This is a genomic window from Salinivibrio siamensis, assembly GCF_001996005.1.
In the GTDB taxonomy this organism is placed as follows: domain Bacteria; phylum Pseudomonadota; class Gammaproteobacteria; order Enterobacterales; family Vibrionaceae; genus Salinivibrio; species Salinivibrio siamensis.
Genome location: NZ_MUFB01000018.1, coordinates 1 through 18,166, shown reverse-complemented (window position 1 = coordinate 18,166; position 18,166 = coordinate 1). Strand labels below are relative to the sequence as shown.

15 protein-coding genes are annotated in these 18,166 nt (G+C 49.6%); 8 read left to right on the top strand and 7 right to left on the bottom strand.

Annotation, left to right across the window (positions count from 1 at the left end):
- Window positions 1–263 precede the first annotated feature (263 nt).
- Window positions 264–1,481 carry a serine/threonine transporter SstT gene (sstT, locus tag BZG73_RS10515; RefSeq protein ID WP_046073082.1) on the top strand — a complete coding sequence of 406 codons (1,218 nt, stop codon included), beginning with the start codon at window positions 264–266 and terminating at the stop codon, window positions 1,479–1,481.
- Window positions 1,482–1,604: 123 nt separating this feature from the next.
- On the opposite strand, the gene mlc is transcribed toward sstT, so the two are convergent.
- The gene (gene mlc, locus BZG73_RS10510; RefSeq protein WP_077579053.1) at window positions 1,605–2,819 is read right to left on the bottom strand and encodes a sugar metabolism global transcriptional regulator Mlc; all 1,215 of its coding nucleotides are present in this window, start codon (window positions 2,817–2,819) and stop codon (window positions 1,605–1,607) included.
- Window positions 2,820–3,083: 264 nt separating this feature from the next.
- Here mlc and queE point away from each other — a divergent pair, with 264 nt between their 5' ends.
- A complete protein-coding gene (gene queE, locus BZG73_RS10505) occupies window positions 3,084–3,749 on the top strand; it encodes a 7-carboxy-7-deazaguanine synthase QueE (protein WP_077607131.1) in 666 nt (221 codons plus the stop codon).
- A 66-nt stretch (window positions 3,750–3,815) separates the two neighbouring features.
- Here queE and queD read toward each other — a convergent pair whose 3' ends face one another.
- Window positions 3,816–4,178 (bottom strand): 6-carboxytetrahydropterin synthase QueD, encoded by a 363-nt coding sequence (gene queD / locus BZG73_RS10500; RefSeq protein WP_046073079.1) that lies wholly within the window; start codon window positions 4,176–4,178, stop codon window positions 3,816–3,818.
- A gap of 267 nt (window positions 4,179–4,445) precedes the next feature.
- On the opposite strand from queD, the gene BZG73_RS10495 reads away from it, so the two are divergent.
- From BZG73_RS10495 to BZG73_RS10475, 4 genes are all read left to right on the top strand, one after another.
- Window positions 4,446–6,065 (top strand): methyl-accepting chemotaxis protein, encoded by a 1,620-nt coding sequence (locus tag BZG73_RS10495; protein ID WP_046073078.1) that lies wholly within the window; start codon window positions 4,446–4,448, stop codon window positions 6,063–6,065.
- Between the two features lie 103 nt (window positions 6,066–6,168).
- Window positions 6,169–7,569: an asparagine--tRNA ligase gene (gene asnS / locus BZG73_RS10490; RefSeq protein ID WP_077668254.1), complete on the top strand. Its 1,401-nt coding sequence runs from the start codon at window positions 6,169–6,171 to the stop codon at window positions 7,567–7,569.
- A gap of 193 nt (window positions 7,570–7,762) precedes the next feature.
- Window positions 7,763–8,956, top strand: a complete 1,194-nt coding sequence (locus BZG73_RS10480; RefSeq protein WP_077579051.1) for an amino acid aminotransferase — start codon at window positions 7,763–7,765, stop codon at window positions 8,954–8,956.
- Window positions 8,957–9,121: 165 nt separating this feature from the next.
- Window positions 9,122–10,675 (top strand): methyl-accepting chemotaxis protein, encoded by a 1,554-nt coding sequence (locus tag BZG73_RS10475; protein ID WP_077668253.1) that lies wholly within the window; start codon window positions 9,122–9,124, stop codon window positions 10,673–10,675.
- A 97-nt stretch (window positions 10,676–10,772) separates the two neighbouring features.
- On the opposite strand, the gene folE is transcribed toward BZG73_RS10475, so the two are convergent.
- Window positions 10,773–11,429 carry a GTP cyclohydrolase I FolE gene (folE, locus tag BZG73_RS10470; RefSeq protein WP_077639216.1) on the bottom strand — a complete coding sequence of 219 codons (657 nt, stop codon included), beginning with the start codon at window positions 11,427–11,429 and terminating at the stop codon, window positions 10,773–10,775.
- A gap of 567 nt (window positions 11,430–11,996) precedes the next feature.
- Here folE and BZG73_RS10465 point away from each other — a divergent pair.
- Complete coding sequence (locus BZG73_RS10465; protein WP_077639217.1) at window positions 11,997–12,497, top strand: META domain-containing protein; 501 nt, start codon at window positions 11,997–11,999, stop codon at window positions 12,495–12,497.
- 63 nt (window positions 12,498–12,560) lie between these two features.
- On the opposite strand, the gene BZG73_RS10460 is transcribed toward BZG73_RS10465, so the two are convergent.
- From BZG73_RS10460 to BZG73_RS10450, 3 genes are all read right to left on the bottom strand, one after another.
- Window positions 12,561–14,177 carry a CHASE domain-containing protein gene (locus tag BZG73_RS10460; protein WP_077639218.1) on the bottom strand — a complete coding sequence of 539 codons (1,617 nt, stop codon included), beginning with the start codon at window positions 14,175–14,177 and terminating at the stop codon, window positions 12,561–12,563.
- Window positions 14,178–14,368: 191 nt separating this feature from the next.
- Window positions 14,369–14,563, bottom strand: a complete 195-nt coding sequence (locus BZG73_RS10455) for a DUF4250 domain-containing protein (RefSeq protein ID WP_046073071.1) — start codon at window positions 14,561–14,563, stop codon at window positions 14,369–14,371.
- Between the two features lie 62 nt (window positions 14,564–14,625).
- Window positions 14,626–15,297, bottom strand: coding sequence for a hypothetical protein (locus tag BZG73_RS10450; protein WP_077668252.1), 672 nt, complete (start codon window positions 15,295–15,297; stop codon window positions 14,626–14,628).
- Window positions 15,298–15,443: 146 nt separating this feature from the next.
- Here BZG73_RS10450 and BZG73_RS10445 point away from each other — a divergent pair, with 146 nt between their 5' ends.
- Entirely contained in the window at window positions 15,444–16,751 is a 1,308-nt protein-coding gene (locus BZG73_RS10445) for a GGDEF domain-containing protein (protein WP_158075297.1), read from the top strand.
- Between the two features lie 117 nt (window positions 16,752–16,868).
- Here the strand turns inward: BZG73_RS10445 and BZG73_RS10440 are convergent, their stop codons facing one another.
- On the bottom strand, window positions 16,869–18,086 hold the full coding sequence (locus tag BZG73_RS10440; RefSeq protein WP_077579046.1) for an MFS transporter: 1,218 nt from the start codon (window positions 18,084–18,086) through the stop codon (window positions 16,869–16,871).
- Between the last annotated feature and the right edge of the window lie 80 nt (window positions 18,087–18,166).

The following is an 18,166-nucleotide window of genomic DNA, read 5'->3' as shown; positions in this document are numbered from 1 at the left end:
GCCTTTTTTTATGCTAAAGAGGCAACGGAATGCGTGCATTTGCTCGGCGATGCTCTCCATTATCGCCATTAATCTCGTGGCGGTAACAGAATAATTACACCTGGTAAACCTTTACTTAATGACAACTCTCCGGCTCAGTCCTACATAACTAGTGCAAAGTAGTAATTTTCCCTTTACATCGGGTGAATCAAACTGGTTTAATTCGTCACTTCTAACGATTCATTAACAGCCATTGATAATAAACACAGTGAAGTGAGAGTMACATGAGTCAAACACAACTCGCCAGTGTCAGCCGAGGCAACTCGTTGGTACTTCAAATCCTTGTCGGTATTCTTGCCGGTGGTGTCCTTGCATACCTGTCTCCTGAGTGGGCCGCGAATGCAGGACTGTTCGGACAACTCTTTGTCAGCGCGTTGAAAGCCGTAGCCCCCATTTTGGTCTTCGTTTTAGTGGCGGCTTCCATTGCTAACCAAAAGCAAGGGCAGCGCGCCAATATGCGCCCTATTATTGGTCTGTACCTTGTCGGTACGCTTGCTGCCTCGCTGACGGCAGTCACCATGAGCTTCTTATTCCCCACGACCCTGGAATTTGCGACCACAGATGCCAGCATCACACCACCTGAAGGGATTGGCCAGGTATTGAATACGCTGCTTTTCAATATCGTGGATAATCCCGTTAGCGCATTGATGAACGGCAACTATATCGGGATCCTAGCCTGGGCGATCGGTTTAGGGATTGCCCTACACCATGCATCAAACGAAACCAAACGCGTGTTTTCCGACGTGTCAGAAGGCGTGTCGATGATCGTGCGCTTTGTGATCCGTTTTGCACCTTTGGGTATCTTCGGCTTGGTCGCGAGCACACTGGCTAAAAGTGGTTTTGATGCTCTCGCGGGCTATGTACACCTTCTCGGTGTGCTATTGGGTAGTATGTTCACCATCGCACTCGTGGTTAACCCAGCGATTGTGTACTTCAAAACAGGTCAAAACCCATACCCACTGGTTTTAAAATGCCTACGCGAAAGCGGCATAACCGCCTTCTTTACCCGTAGTTCAGCGGCTAACATCCCGGTGAACATGCAACTGTGCCGCCGTCTTGATTTGGATGAAGACACCTACTCAGTGTCTATTCCACTGGGTGCAACTATCAACATGGGCGGTGCGGCGATCACCATTACGGTATTAACGTTAGCGGCGGTTCATACGTTGGGCATCGAGGTGGACATCGCCACTGCGGTGCTACTAAGTATTGTCGCGGCGGTATCGGCCTGTGGTGCATCCGGTGTGGCCGGCGGCTCACTGCTGCTGATCCCACTGGCCTGTAACTTGTTTGGGATCCCACAAGAGATTGCCATGCAGGTGGTGGGAATTGGCTTTACCATTGGCGTCTTGCAAGATTCCGCAGAAACAGGGCTCAACAGCTCAACGGATGTGGTATTTACCGCGGCAGCTTGCATGGCCGAAGAAAGAAAAAATAGTTAACATGGCTATTTAAAGAAACACTTTCAAAAAAGCAGGTGCACGTCACCTGCTTTTTTTATCGCTGGCCTAGGCGCTTAGGCCGTTATTGACTGTCGTCTTTCCAGTGTGCCACACCGCGCGACACTACCCCTCCAGAACCTTCATCAGCAAGTTGCCATCGTACATGGCTTGTTTGACCATCGCGGCCCCCGGCATGGTGGCCTGGGTATAAAAATAGCTTTCTTCCAACACGAGGTGCTTACTGTACAGTGGGATGGTTTGCGTCTTTAAGCACTCCATAATCGCCGGATAAAGCACGCTCTTGGCACGATTAAACTCGCCGCCGAAGAGTATTTTTTCTGGGTTGAATAAATTCACCACAATCGCGATAGCCGTACCCAGATGATGCCCCAACTCCGTGATCACCTGATGCGCGAGTCCATCGCCTGCCACTGCCGCATCACAGATTGCTTCTATGGTTAACGGTTTCCCCTGTAACTGGCTCGCGTGCCCCTCATCGAGCAGCGTCTGTACCTGTTCATACACGGCAGAAAGACTGGCGACCGTTTCCAGGCAACCATAGTTACCGCAAAAACAGCGTTTACCAAAAGGCTTAACCTGAATATGACCAAGCTCGCCCACATTGCCAACACGCCCCTGGAGTACCTTTCCCTCCAGCATGATCCCCGCGCCGACGCCATTGTGAACCGCGACTAGTACCGCGCTATCGGATTCTTTTGCGTTGCCAAATAACTTCTCTGCCAACGCCCACGAGCGTGTATCATTGCCCACAAATACGGGCAGCCCGGTCTCACGATGCAACACGGGCCCCAGCGGCATATGGTCAACCTCAAAATGCGGCATTTGGATCACTGTACCTTGGGCGCTGTTCACCAAGCCCGGGAGCGAGACCGCAATGCTGGTAACACGATCAACCGTTTGTTGGTGGCGTGAGAAAAAGGCTTTTACGTATTCAACCACCGTGGAAAGCAAGGCATCCTGCGCCATGACATCAATTTCATGGCGTTCTTGAATAAGGATTTCACTACTCAGTGAGTGCAATGCCATAGTGAGATATCCACGGCCAAGGCGCATCGATAAGAACTGCCAGCCTTCATTGTCCAGCACCAGACCAACAGCGGGCCGGCCACGCATGCTGGTGCCCTGTATTTGTGTTTCTTTGACCAAGTGCGCATCCATCAACTCCCGGACAATTTTGGTAATACTGGCAGGCGCCAATTGACTGCGCTTCGAAAGCTCAATCCGAGAAATCGGCGCAAAGCGGTCGATCAAATTATAAATCGTGCCCGCATTTTTACGCTTAATGTGGTCGATATGTCCCGGCTGCCCAATAATCATGCCTTGTCCTATAACTGCTTGGCCATGGTGATACCCCTGATATCACCTATCTCCGTGAATTTTTTTACTTCGCGAACTAATTGTGAAGCAGCAAGCTGCTACCCCGTGATGTGGGTCACTTTAGATCAATGAAATCGCGTACAAACTCACAAAACCCGCTTAAACAGTAACGCTGTTCAAAGGCTAATCACGCGTGAAAAAACAAGATCTCAGTCGTATTCATTGGCATAATGTGGCGCTTTATATCTATCGCTATAAACCATCATGTACCGAGTCAACGAAATATTTGAAACCATTCAGGGCGAAGGCACGTTTACAGGGGTTCCCTCTGTTTTTGTTCGCTTACAAGGGTGTCCTGTCGGTTGCGCCTGGTGCGATACCAAGCAAACTTGGGAAACCGATGAGAAAGATCAGAAAGACAAAATTTTTATTATTGATAAATCTGAGGATTCTCCCGCTTGGTGCTGGCTTGATGGCAATGCGATTACCGCCGACATTTTAAGCCGCTACCACGCGCGCCATATTGTGATTACCGGTGGCGAACCTTGTCTTTATGACTTAAGGCCGTTAACCCATGCGCTAGAAGCGGCAGGGTGCCAATGCCAAATAGAAACGAGCGGCACCTACCCTATCCACGCATCCGCCAATACGTGGGTCACTGTGTCTCCGAAAATCAATATGCGAGGGAAGTTGCCAGTGCTTAAGGAAGCGATGGCGCGGGCGAATGAGGTAAAGCACCCGGTCGGCACAGAAAAAGACATCGATCAGCTTGATGCGCTACTCGCCACCTGCCCACCGGCTGATACAGCAACGATTGCATTACAGCCCGTGAGCCAAAAAGCGCGCGCGACCCAGCTGTGCATTGATACTTGCATTCAACGAGGCTGGCGCCTATCGATACAGACACATAAGTATCTGTCGATTGCCTGAGCATGGAGAGCAACGGCTTGGGTCGCCGTTACTCAAAACCGCGTGACTCGCGCAGCGCCACGACACTCAGTCACCGTAATAGGTACAGCCGGCGGTGCAGGTCTCTTTCACCATCACTTTACTGAGTAAGGGTAAATTTGGCTTAACTTGTTGCCAAATCCACTGTGCGAGTACTTCGCTGGTCGGATTCTCTAGCCCTTCAATCTCATTGAGATAATAATGATCAAGGCGGTTATAGATAGGCTTAAACGCCGCTTTGATTTCCGCAAAATCAATTACCCAACCTGTGTGAGGATCCACCTCACCTTCTACGTACAAACGCACGATAAAAGAGTGTCCATGTAAGCGACCACACTTATGTCCCTCAGGGACATTAGGAAGGTGGTGTGCCGCTTCAAAGGTGAACTCTTTAAACAACTCGGTGGTCATTTTATCTCTTCCAACAACAATAAGAGGCCGCATGCTACTCAAATTAGCCGGATGACTCAATCGCATTCCTCACTGGCTAAGCGCACGTAACATTCCAACCTAGCATTCAGCCAACAATGCGGACTCGTGTCTCACTAACGGGACGATTTACGTCGATGAAATCACACATTTTATATGGGGACTCCCTTACTTGCGCACTCTAGGTTTAACATAGTGGCTACAGGCTATAACTGATAACTCTATAACTTAATAACAAATGGTTGACTCATGCGCATGACCCTTGCGAGCAAAATTCTTCTTGCTCTTTTTCTTGTTTTCGCTCTGGTGCTCGTCACGTCCTTGGCCTACCAATCTCATCAGCAAAAGGCACTGATGACATCGATTGTTAGTCAGCAAACGCTCGATAAAGCCTCTAACTACTTTGATAGCCTTAACATGTTGATGTTGACGGGCACCATTAGCCAACGAAATACCTTACGAGAAAAAATGCTTTCTCATGAAGGTATTGAAGAGGCGCGTGTGATCCGCTCCGACGCTATTACTCGCTTTTTTGGCCCCGGTAACCCCGAACAATCGCCGCAAGATGCGATTGATCAGCGTGCCCTAGACGGTGAAACCATCGTTGAAACCGTCGACAGCAATGGCGAAAAAGGACTCGTGGTTGCCCTACCAATGAAAGCAAGCAGCGACTACCGCGGTACTAACTGTCTGCAGTGCCACGTGGCGGAAGAAGGGACGGTGCTGGGGGTGATTCGCCTTGAGTACGATCTCGAGCCGCTTTACGGCACCATAGATAAAGAAATGCTCATTACTGCCGGGATCATGGGAAGCATTGCTGTGATCGGTTTTCTGATCTCATTAACGGTGATCCGTCGGTGGGTCGTGTCTCCGCTCAAGCGGGTCTCTGCGTTCATGAAACGTACCAGCCATGATAAAAATCTGGCCGAGCGTCTCAACGATACCCGAGGCGATGAAATCGGTGAACTATGTGATAGCTGTGACCAGCTACTTGATAACTTCTCTGCCAGCTTGCAACAAGTTCAGCGTACCTCTGAGACGCTGTCAGCCGAGGCGATGAACTTGATTCGCGTCTCTAGCCATACCGACCAATTAGCGGATAGCCAGCGTCATGAAACCAATGATATGTCATCAGCGATCGATAATGTTCAACAACACCAACATGATATCCAAAACCGCACCCAAGAGGCCGCGCAACTGAGTGAATCAGCGGCCACCAGCGCCAACCAAGGCAGTGATCTCGCTAACGTTGCCGCCAATGATATTCGCAAATTAGTCGAAGATATAAGCCAGGTGCGCAGCCAAATTTTGGATGTGAATCAACAAAGCCAGCAAGTGACCACTATTCTAGGGGTGATTCGTGAAATTGCCGAACAAACCAACTTACTCGCGTTAAATGCCGCTATCGAAGCCGCGCGTGCTGGCGAACAAGGCCGTGGTTTTGCGGTAGTTGCTGAAGAAGTGCGTAACCTTGCCAGCCGCAGCCACGACGCAACCGGAGAAATCCAGACCATTATCGAAAACCTGTGTGCAGGTAGCGAAGCCTCAGCACAAGCGGTGGAAGCGACCAGTGACAGTGCTAATCAGCGAGGCGAAACCGTTATGGCTCTCTCTGAGGCGCTGGGCAATATCGCCGAGCAAGTCACCACCGTGAATAACAACGCGGACGATATTAGCCAACAAAGCGAACACCAAGCACAAATGACCGATGCCCTACTCTCTCAAGTTGGCCGAATCCAAAGCCATGCTAACGATACCGCCAGCAATGCCAATGAGGTCAAAGCTATAAGCGCGAATCTTGAGCAACTGGTTGAGCAGTTAGAGGGATTAATTGGCCAATTTAAGCTCTCAGACTCGCTCAAGTCTTGAAGCTATACAGGATACAGGTAAACTTGCTAGCCTAACTTGCAAAATGACTGATGCGGTTGTCACTGAATAACCGCGTTACCCTAAACGGAGATAGAAGCGAATTATGACATACGCGCCTGTAGTAGACGTCCTGCGCGGCAAGGCGGCAGTCGACACTGAAGTGACTGTGCGTGGATGGGTCCGGTCACGCCGAGATTCCAAAGCCGGTATTTCTTTTCTTGCCATTTACGATGGCTCTTGTTTTGACCCTATTCAGGCCGTGGTCCCTAATGAGCTGGATAATTATCAGCAAGACGTTCTTCGCTTGACCGCTGGCTGCTCAGTTGAAGTCACGGGTAACGTGGTAGAGTCGCCAGGAAAAGGCCAAGCCTATGAGCTGCAAGCCACAGCCGTAAAAGTCGTCGGTTGGGTAGATGACCCTGATACCTATCCAATGGCGAAAACACGTCATTCTATCGAATACTTGCGTGAAGTGGCCCATTTGCGCCCACGCTCAAACGTGATTGGTGCGGTGGCGCGGGTTCGCCACACCTTGTCACAAGCGATCCACCGCTTTTTCCATGAGCAAGGCTATTACTGGATGTCTGCGCCATTGATCACCGCCTCAGATTGTGAAGGTGCTGGCGAGATGTTCCGCGTCTCTACCTTAGACTTGGCCAATGTGCCCAAAACCGAGCAAGGCGACGTCGACTTTGACCAAGACTTTTTTGGCAAAGAAGCCTTCTTGACCGTATCGGGTCAGTTAAACGCTGAAACCTATGCCTGTGCGTTGAGCAAAGTCTACACCTTCGGTCCAACCTTCCGCGCGGAGAATTCAAACACCAGCCGTCACTTGGCGGAGTTTTGGATGGTTGAGCCAGAAGTGGCCTTTGCCGACCTGGATGATTCGGCGGCCTTGGCAGAAGCCATGCTTAAGTACGTGTTCAAAGCTGTGCTTGAAGAGCGCCAAGACGACATGAAATTCTTTGAGCAACGCATTAACAAAGACGTGCTCACGCGTCTGGAAAAATTTGTTAATGCAGATTTTGCCCAAGTGGATTACACCGATGCGGTCACCATCTTGCAAAACAGCGGCCAAACATTCGAATTCCCAGTTGAATGGGGAATCGATTTAGCGTCTGAACACGAGCGCTATCTTGCAGAAGAGCACTTTAATGCGCCGGTGGTCGTTAAAAACTACCCGAAAGACATTAAAGCCYTCTACATGCGCATGAACGATGACGGCAAAACCGTTGCCGCGATGGACGTGTTAGCACCGGGTATTGGCGAAATTATCGGTGGTTCTCAACGTGAAGAACGTCTTGATGTACTTGACCAACGCTTAGAAGAAATGGGCCTTGAGAAAGAAGATTTCTGGTGGTACCGCGATCTGCGCCGCTATGGCACAGTCCCTCATTCAGGCTTTGGGTTGGGCTTTGAGCGCCTCGTTTCCTACGTAACCGGAATGAGCAACATTCGCGATGTGATCCCTTTCCCTCGCTCGCCACGCAATGCCAACTTCTAAATCGGTTTGCTATTCAAAAGGCTGCATATTGCAGCCTTTTTCTTATGTTTTTTCCGCGTAAAAACTGCTTTTACAGCATAAACCAATACAAAACACATGACTGGTCCGCTTGTCCTTCGGTTTCTATTCTTCTCGACAAGTGTTATAAAAAAGCCAGTTTGACTTTCATTCATCATAACCATGGACGACACCAATGTTTGAGAAAATCTCTGCCGCTCCCGCTGATCCTATTCTAGGACTGACTGAAGAATATAAAGCTGACCCCCGTGAAGACAAAATCAATCTCGGGGTAGGCGTCTACAAAAACGAGCATGGCGAAACGCCGGTACTCCCTTCTGTCAAAAAAGCCGAAGCGTTACTTCTCGACAGAGAAAGCACCAAGTCTTACTTAAGCATTCCTGGCACGGCCGAATATGGCCTCGCGGTGCAACAACTGCTGTTCGGTGAGCAAGCTGACGTTATCAACGACAAACGCGCGCAAACCGCACACTCACCAGGTGGAACCGGTGCGCTTCGCTTGGCTGGCGAGTTTATTAAACGTCATCTTGGCGATGTCACGGTTTGGATCAGCAATCCAACTTGGGCAAATCATAAGGGCGTATTTACTGCCGCTGGCCTTCCTTTAGCTGAATACAGCTATTACGATGCGGCGAAAAACGATAAAGACTTTGCAGCCATGGTCGCTGACCTTGAGAAAGCAAGCTCAGGTGATGTTGTTCTCCTTCATGGCTGCTGCCATAACCCGACTGGCATCGACCCTACCGAGCAAGAGTGGCAAACCCTCGCTGAACTCTGTCAGCGTAAAGGCCTGCTGCCGATGTTCGACTTTGCTTATCAAGGCTTTGCCACTGGCGTCGAAGAAGATGCTGCCGGCTTACGTATTTTTACTCAGGTATGTCCTGAGCTGCTTATCGCGAGCTCATTTTCGAAAAACTTTGGTTTGTATAATGAGCGAGTGGGCGCCTTTACGCTCGTTGGCCGTAATCAAGAAGAAGCCACCAAAGCGTTTAGTCAGGTGAAAACCATTGCCCGCGTTATTTACTCTAACCCACCCGCTCACGGCGCCGCCGTAGTGACCACCATCTTGAACGACGCGACGCTCAAGGCGCAGTGGTTGCAAGAGCTAGCAGACATGCGCGATCGCATCAAAACCATGCGTACCGAATTTGTCAAAACATTGAAAGCGCAAGGTGTGTCGCGTGACTTTAGCTTTATCGAGCAGCAAAACGGCATGTTCTCGTTCTCTGGGCTCAATAAAGACCAAGTCAATGCACTAAAAGCCGATCATGGCGTGTATATCGTCGGCTCAGGCCGTTTAAATGTGGCAGGCATGACGCACACCAACATGGTGCCACTTTGCACTGCCATCGCAAAGGTTTTAGACTAAGCACCGCTGTCTTAAAACTGAAACAAAAGGGCCGCAAGGCCCTTTTTTTATGGGCTCCGTCCAGAAAGAAACAATTTAGTAACATAATTATTAATAGAAAGCCTGAAACCACTACACTAAAACCAACAAGGCTTTTATCAACTGTGACCAAAAAAGATAAAGACTATGAGCAATAATGAAGTTGTATTTGGTGACGATGAGCGCCTCGTCTCGACCACTGATAAACRCGGGGTGATTACCTACTGTAACCCGGAGTTTATTCGGATCGCTGGCTACGATGAAGAGGAACTGACGGGCGCGCCTCACAATATTATTCGTCACGCCGATATGCCCAAAGCGGCATTTGCGGATATGTGGCGAGCTTTAAAAGCTAACCAACCTTGGCGAGGTATCGTCAAAAACCGCTGTAAAAACGGCGATTATTATTGGGTAGACGCGTATGTCACCCCCATTTACGACCGAGGCCAAGTCACCGGCTATCAGTCCGTCAGGGTGAAGCCTGACCCTGCCGTCAAACATCGCGCCGCGCAAATCTACCAAACCCTGTGTCGGGCAGAGAAAAACGGCAAGTCGATGAAGCAGTTGTCGGTTGCCGATATTCCTGCGGCATTGAAGTACACATTAATGGGGTTGGGATTGGTCGCCGCACCTGTGTCGCTTATTTTCGATAGCGCCATATCGGGCTGGGATGTGGCGGGCGCCATTGCGATGCCTTTGGTGCTTGGTACCCTCTTCCGTGACGAGCTCTTTACCTTGCCAACCCTCGCGCGCGGCGTGCAAGCCAATTACGACAGTATCAGCCGCTATATTTACTCGGGGACTGGGCTCAGTTCGGTGGTTGACTACAAGGTGAAAATGCTCAATGCCCGCATACGCACTATTCTTGGACGTATGCTCGATGCTTCACTGTCACTGAATCAATTTTCGGATGAGTTGAGTGCATTATCAACACGCGTGTCTAATGCTATCAATAAGCAAAGCCACCAGATTTCCTCGATTGCCAGTAACATTGATCATGCCTCTGAATCGGCAAACAGGGTATCTGATAACGCCCAGCAAAGTGTTGAACTATTGCACTCGGTCCAGCAGCAAAGCAAAGAAACCGAATCCTTGTTACAGCAGACAGGCGAGCAATTAAAAAGCCTCTCTCAACAATCTGAAAACTCCCTCACCGCGACGCAACAGCTGTCTGCCACCGCAGATCGAGTGACCGAGTCAATGAGTGAGATCAGTGGGATTGCCGAGCAGACTAACTTGCTAGCGCTGAATGCGGCAATTGAAGCGGCACGCGCTGGAGAGCAAGGCCGAGGCTTCGCCGTTGTTGCCGATGAAGTGCGGGCGCTTTCCAGTCGGACGCAAACAGCCACGGAGCAAATCCAGTCTTCAATCCAAGACATGCACAACACTATTTCGCATTGGCAAAACCAGATTCACGAAAGCCACGAACAAACACAAGCGTGTGTTGATACCRCGGACCACAGTATTACGAGCCTGCACTCGGTCAGAAATGCGATAGAGGATGTGGTCGGCCGCACGAATGAAACACACCACTCTGCCCAAGCGCAATTAGAGAGTTTCACAGCCGTTAGCAAAGAGATCCATGATATCGAATCGGTTTCTCAGCAAAACCTCAACGAGGTCAATGATGTTTCCGAGGCAAGCCGTCAGCTGCGAGATAAAGTGCGTCAGTTCCACGATATTGCGAGGCAGTTTGAGTAAACCAAACCGCTAACGCCTCCACGCTAACCGCCCTAAAAAAGCCCCAGTCTGTTACCAGAGTGGGGCTTTTTGAACATCTGCCGTCTGAGCATGGGCGTTATTGAATCCCGTGCAAAAACTCAGCACGTGTTGCCGCATTCTTCTTAAACAAGCCACCGAGTGCGGTGGTGGTCGTCTCACTGTTGGCATCCATGACACCACGAGATTTCACGCAATAATGCGTCGCTTCAATACGCACCGCTACGTCCTCGGTTTCCAGCAGCGTTTGCAATGCCACCAACACCTGACGTGTTAGTCGCTCTTGCACTTGCGGACGTTGCGAGAAGAAACGCACAATCCGGTTTATCTTGGACAGACCAAGCACTTTTTGGTTAGGAAGGTAGGCGACGGTTGCCCGACCATCAATGGTAACAAGGTGATGCTCGCAGGTGCTGGTCACTGAAATGTCCTTAACGCGCACCATCTCATCGCAACCCATCTTGTTCTCAATCATGGTGACTTTGGGGAATTGCGCGTAATCCAAGCCTGAGAAAATCTCATCGACATACATCTTCGCAATTCGCGCCGGTGTCTCGGCCAAACTATCATCGGTCAGGTCTAAATCGATCGACTGCAGAATTTCACGCATATGAAATTCAATTTTTTCTTTTCGTTCTTCAGAAGACATCGGAGATGTCGCCGTCATTGGGGTTTCAATACCGCGAGCAACCAACGCTTCCTGAACTTTCTTTGCRGCATCGCTCAATGCCATGATGGATTCCTTTTTGGGTCTGCCCTAGCCGTTCTTCTACTTACACACTGTAGCCAGTGTCGGATCAGTGCTGTCACTAAATAGAAGCATAACGTTAATATCCAAAAAATACACCTCGCGAATGCTGTGGTTTTACTGCCTGATGCCTTAGTGGACAGCCTCAATGGCAAAATTGTCAAGGAAAATGAACATCTTCGCTCAGAAATGATGTCGTCATGTGCGACCTACGCTGTCGCCAAGATGTCATCCTTCGTTATCAAGTCTTCTGAGTGAAACTAAACTGTCATTTTTATTTGGTAATCTCATCAGTTGATTTCCTGCGACTAACCAACCGTGGCGTCAGCCATACTCGCTCAGTGAATTGTGCTGGTGCAATAAACACCACCAAGACAAGATTTCAATAATAATAAGACACGCGATGGTATATCTTGCCCCCTCTACCGGGGGCTTTTTTTATCGCCCAACATAAAAGACATTGGCTTGACATAAACTCACATTTTTATTGGCATACTTGTTACTAACTTGGCTACGCTTGAATTGAAACCCACTGTTAGTGACTAAGGAGTCATTATGAAAAAACACGTGTTGATGGCAGTCATGCTCACTGCCGGGGTGACCGCTTGTAGTAACGGCCAGTATGCCGGCGGTGACGATGGCAGCGTGACAAGCTCTGGCGTTGCCCAGCAATGGCAACTGACCATGGTCGATCAACAGGCTATCAGTGCGGAAGGAACCCCAACGCTTACCATTAATAAGGACATGGGTGTTAGCGGCTTTAGTGGCTGTAACCGTTATTTTGGTAACGCTGAACTGAATAGTAATCGCTTCAAAGTGGCGCCAATGGCCAGTACTAAGATGGCGTGTTCGTCCAGTGCGATGGAACTCGAACAAACCATGAGTCAGGTTCTAAGCCAATGGAGTGATGCAACAATACGTAATAATCATCTTATGCTCAGTAACGAGACGCATACGTTATTATTCACCGCGGCTAACACGCAAAACACTGAGGAAGATCCCCTACTCAAAAGCCCTGTGGTTGATTCCCGCTTCAATAAAGGTGAAGAGTACTAACCTCGCGTCAGCGTTTAAACCTTAGAAACATACAAGGGCGGTGCATCTGTACCGCTCTGGTTTTTAAGGGTCAATGCTTTTATTGTCCTGCAACGGCGCGCTGATTTCCATCCAGTGCCACCCAGTATCATTGTCCGCTTTCGCACGGGTCAAGCCAATTTCACCATAAGCATGTAATCGCGAGGCAGTCATTTCTTTTTGATCGCTGACCGTTACCCCGCCAACAAATACCCTGACCCGATCTTCCGGCTCTCCTTCAAACTCTACCTTTAATCGTTTCACCGCTTTTACACACTCATCAGCCAATCGCTCTGCGCCTTCTGTGCGCGGCAAGATGGCAACAAACTGGCTACCGGTAAACCGACATACCAAATCACCGGGCCGTTTAAGCATCTCATCCAGTACCTGTGCAATTTGTCGGATCAACTGATCACCGGCAATGCGTCCATACTGGTTGTTGTAATTAGACAGGTGTTGGATCTCTACCACCATCAGGCTCAAAGGCGCTTCATCACGAAGTGCACGCTGGATCTCACGTTCGAGCTCCTGCTCAAACTGGGTGCGATTATGTAATCCCGTCAACCCATCACACTTGGTCATCGACTCCAGTCGACTATTGGCTTCTTTCAATGCGTGTGTTTTTTGATCAACTTGTACCTGAACACTGTAGGCGCGAGACTGCAGGCGATAAAGCAGATAGCAAATCACCAAAAATATGCCACTGCCAATGAGAAACGTCCACAACGGCACCCAGCTTTGCCTTGCCTGCATGTAGCTGACGGTCGGATAGCCAATCAATTCCCACTCGCGACCCGCGAAGAAAATAGGCTTGGCGGGCTGTTGCGCCAGTGAGTCTTTCATTTGTGCCAATTCCACCCGCTGCGTATGAAGTACTTGGCGATGACTCGGGTCGGTCGCATCAATCAGGGTATAATTAATCCCATCATTAATGACGGTGTCGATCGCCAAATTAACCAAGGTATTCACATCAATCACCGCCACCAGAAACCCGCGTAAATCTCGCGTGTCTTCTCCACCCAGCTGCTCTGGATCTAATAAGATAGGCATGATCAACAAAAAGCCGCGTACATTGCCATAGGCGCGCTCGATAGTGGTAGCAGGGGTGGCGACAGGCACGCCGGTATTAAAGCTGGTTTTCAATGCCTGACGGGTGACTGGCGTGGAACCAAGATCGTAACCAATAACAGACGCTTCACTGTTCTCGCCAGAGGTGAATCTCAGCGGAAAATACATGTCACGCCGCTTAGCAGGGATCAGCTGATTGTTTGGGCTTAGTTCGACAATATTAAACCCTGACGACGGGTCACCCCTTTCTTCCATTCCCTGAACATAATGCCGGCGCTGATGGTGCATCACGATATCCACCCACTCTATCGACTTAAAGCTTGGGTGGCGTTTCAGTACACCGGATGTCAGCGGCTGAAAATTACGCGCGTCCAATCGGTGACCCGCGTCAAAATGATTCTTAACCGCGTAGAGCAGTTCAAGGCCAAGGTTGACCTCGCGCGCCAACGCCATTGCGGCATTATTCACGTCTTTATGCAGCTCTTTACGAATCGCCTCTTGCTCTTTTTGATACAATAAGTGGGCGGTTAAGGCTGCAAATCCCACACCGATCAGTGCGGTTAATACAATTACGCTCCATGCTCTTCGCGGCATCAGTGTCGTCCTTATAAAGAATAATCCACGTGATAAAACAGAAGGTTCACTGACTCTCTCCCTCTATAAGCGTAGTGGGCAGACTAATAAACGATCAAATTTTTAACAAAATGGCAGGACGTGTCGCGGGTCTGTCAAAAGGCGGCAAGAAATGCGACTCACTGTGTGTGCAGTGAGTCGCAGCCTAGACGTTATTTAAGCTTTAATTGGTTGGTAAGTGGGTCGTACTCACAACCAATATCATCAAATTTACTTTGCAACTGATCGTGGTCGAGGTCTAAATGCGCCATCAGTGCTTCCAAACTATCACACTCTAGACGCAGTCTTTCATTCACAATGCCATAGAAAATAGCACCATCTAATCGGCTGATATTGTGGATATCCATACCCTCTCCTTGCACTAAACTCACGCACTTTGAGTATAGATCCTCGACGAAAAACTGCCCAATCAAGCAATGACGAGCCGTGTCAAACTGATATTGGCCAACAGCATAAATCCAAAACCAACACTCACGCGCCAAAACACAGGCGATGTTTGTTTAAGCAGGTGCCAAATCTGTGCGGCCACCCCAAGCAAACCTAGGCCTGCACCAGCCATAATGGCATTGATGTCACTCGTTGCCGATGGGCTAACCGCTGACAACAGCGCGGCCATCACCATCACGCCCATAAAGGCTAATACACTGCTCACAGGGAGCAAGCGATCAAAAGCTTGCAATCGCGAGCGCGCACGCACTAACAAACTATGGCCAAGGCTCGCCCCAAGAATCACTAGTTGCAAGGCTCCCATCATCAGCATCCCGCCACCGTGCGTGGCAAGTATGACAATCCATGCAACAAMRCCCAATAAATTTGCGACATGAAGCAAAGGAATGGGACCGGATTGACGTGTTTTGCCTGTTTTTGATCGAAACGCAAAAATCCCTAACAACAAAAAGGGTAAACTGGCGAACAATGTAAATGGAACTAAGATCAACCACGCAAAAACAGGCACCCAGAAAGCACGATGGAATCGGCCCCGCTGGCCTGGGCATATTTCTCCTTTCAATAGTGCCAGTGAGAGCACCAGCTGTGCCCCTAGAATTGCCGAGGCAACCGCAGGAGCAAGTAACGTATACATAGTGAAAAGCACCTTACGTATCTCAATAAAAAATGGTCAATTATTCGTTTCATTGCATTAAAAAGTTGGCTAGATCACATTGAATGCAAGAAACACAGTCAAAACAAACAACAAACTGGCATGTTTGCACGCTTATACCAACCTTTATGACAGAAAAAAATAACATGACCGCGCAGCAGGATAATACCAAAGCGGCGGACGCAACTGGAACCTTTGCACAGGCGGGAACAACAATGGGTGCAATGATGAGTGAAACCTTAGGCCATATTATCTACAAGCTGCAAATATCGTTCCTTGAGCTGTGGAGTGCTAAAAAGCACGCAAACAGCTTTAATAATACACGCAGCACTTATCTGCGTAGCCGCTTGTGCGTGTTGTGTTACGTATGGGCCGCCCTGACCATTGCGTGGTCACCCGCTGATTTTTTATTTCTCGCTGACAAAATGGCCGCGGCGCAGCTCTCGCTACAACGCCTTTTGTTAGCGGGTATGCTTATTACCATTGGTTACGCGGTCAATCGCGCTAATAATCTCAAATCAGCGAAACTTGGCTTGGTCGCCATGGTACTCGCTACCAACGCCTTTTATTTGTCCGCCAGCCACACTTTAGGCTTTCCCACCGACAACGCGGCATTCTCTTACAGCTACACCTTGCTGCCCATTATTCAGATTGTCATGCTGACCATCTTCCCGCTCACAATGCGGGAAAGCATACTCTTGATGTCGATTACCCTGATTTGCCACTTATGGGTTGATTCATTCAGTGGCACCATGACCAGTCCAGATAATATTGCTTCGTATTGGCTACAAACCGTTATTGCGTTCATGGTGGTATGGTCACAGCTTTCTCAACTCCACATGATTTTGCGCCTTTACCGGCAGGCGACGCTGGACCCATTAACCGGTATCTATAACCGCCGAATGCTATTACAGCTGGCCATGCGCGCTCTGGCCGTTAGTGAAGAGCGGCACTCGCCATTCTCCGTCTTGCTGCTCGATTTGGATAAGTTCAAGCGAATTAATGACAAGTGGGGTCACTACGCAGGCGATGTGGTCTTGCAATCATTTACTCGCACCGTACAAGAGCGCTTGAGAAAGGCAGATATTTTCGGTCGCTTTGGTGGCGAGGAATTTATTGTCTTCCTCCCTAAATGTAATGGCGAAATCACCGCACAAATCGCCGAGCGTTTGCTGGGTGAAATTAGAGAGATGGATGTCTATATTGATGAAAGCCGTACTCCGTTGAAAGTCACCGCGTCGATAGGCCTTTCCACGCTACAACCAGGCGATACGCTTTCATCCTTGATAGAGCGCGCCGACAGTGCTCTCTACCAAGCAAAAGCCGAAGGGCGAAATTGTATACGTACTTACCAGCCAGGCAAACAGACGGGGTTTGACGCCAGAAACTCTGTCAGCCGTGACAATATCGATATGCCCACCGAAACATCGCTTTAGCGAAGCATTCGGTCGCAAAAAGACAATCAGAGACAGGCAGGAGAAAGTACAGTCATCGCGAGACGCTCTCTTGGATGGGCGTTGGGCAACGCCTTTTTCTCCGCGCCGAGTTAACGCTTAGGATGCCACAACAGACGTTTGGCGCTGGCTTTCGCGACGTCGGCGCATGACACGAGAAAGGCCAAATACCAGTCCCAATAAAATCGTGATAAGCACTAGGGCCGCGATCACCACGCCAGGCCATGCAAAGTGTTGCCAAGCTGCGATAAGATAAAACCCACCGAGACTACCACCAATATAATAATGCACCAGATATAAGGCTGTTGCCGTTGCTTTACCCTGCGCGGCTTGACGGCTTACCCATCCATAAGCGAGTGAGTGAGTAAAGAACGCGCCACCGCTTACAATTAATAACCCCACCACCATCCAAAGCACCTGACTGCTCAAGGTCACTAAAACCCCCAGCATGGCCACCCCTGTTCCAAAAGCCATGCCTTTGATCGCGCCAAAGTGCAGCACCCAGCGCCCGCTCAATCGTGATGTCACCGTGCCGGCGAGGTAACAAACAAACACCGAAGACACCAAACTGACTGGCAATTGGTAAGGCGCAGCCACCAAGCGAAACGCCATCACCGAAAACAAATTCACGAATAACGCAAAATTGATACCGCCAATCATCATCGCCAGCCACAATTTGGGAGTGCGAAGATGCGTGAGCACCCCGCGAGAATGGGTCAGTAAGGAGGTATTGCCAGGCGAAAAATAACGCTGACGAGGCAAAAGTTTACTCACGATGGCCACACCTACCAAGGAGAGCACGGCCATCGCCATCACCGCGCCATGCCAGCCCCACCAATCTGTCATCATCCCACCGAATACACGCCCCGAGATCCCCCCCAGTGAGTTAGCACTGATATAGCTACCCACAGCAATTGCCAGCGCCTCCGGTGAGAATTCTTCTGCCATATACGCGACCGCAACCGCGGCAAACCCACCCAGCGCAATGCCGACTAAAGCCCGTAAACCGACGATGATCCAAAAAGAAGAGGTGCTGGCGATCATAAGGCCTATCACGGGAAGCATCCAAAGGCTCACCAGCATCACGGGGCGCCGGCCAATTCGCTCCGACAGCACGGCCCAAGGCACCAGAGAAAAAGAAAGACCTAAAGTGGTGGCCGCAAGTAGCCAGTTCGCCCGTGTTTCACTGATCCCATCGGCCGCGGCAAAGACAGGTAGCATAGGTTGAAACAAGTAAAGGTTACAAAAAATCAAAAACGAGCCGAACGCGAGCGCAAACGCCGTCAGTCGGTAACGTGGTGAGCCAAGCTCTATCATGAAAACCTCACCAGTGGGCTAAGATGTGATCATGCTAACAACCGCTTTATAATTAATAAAATATATTAAATATATCCTCC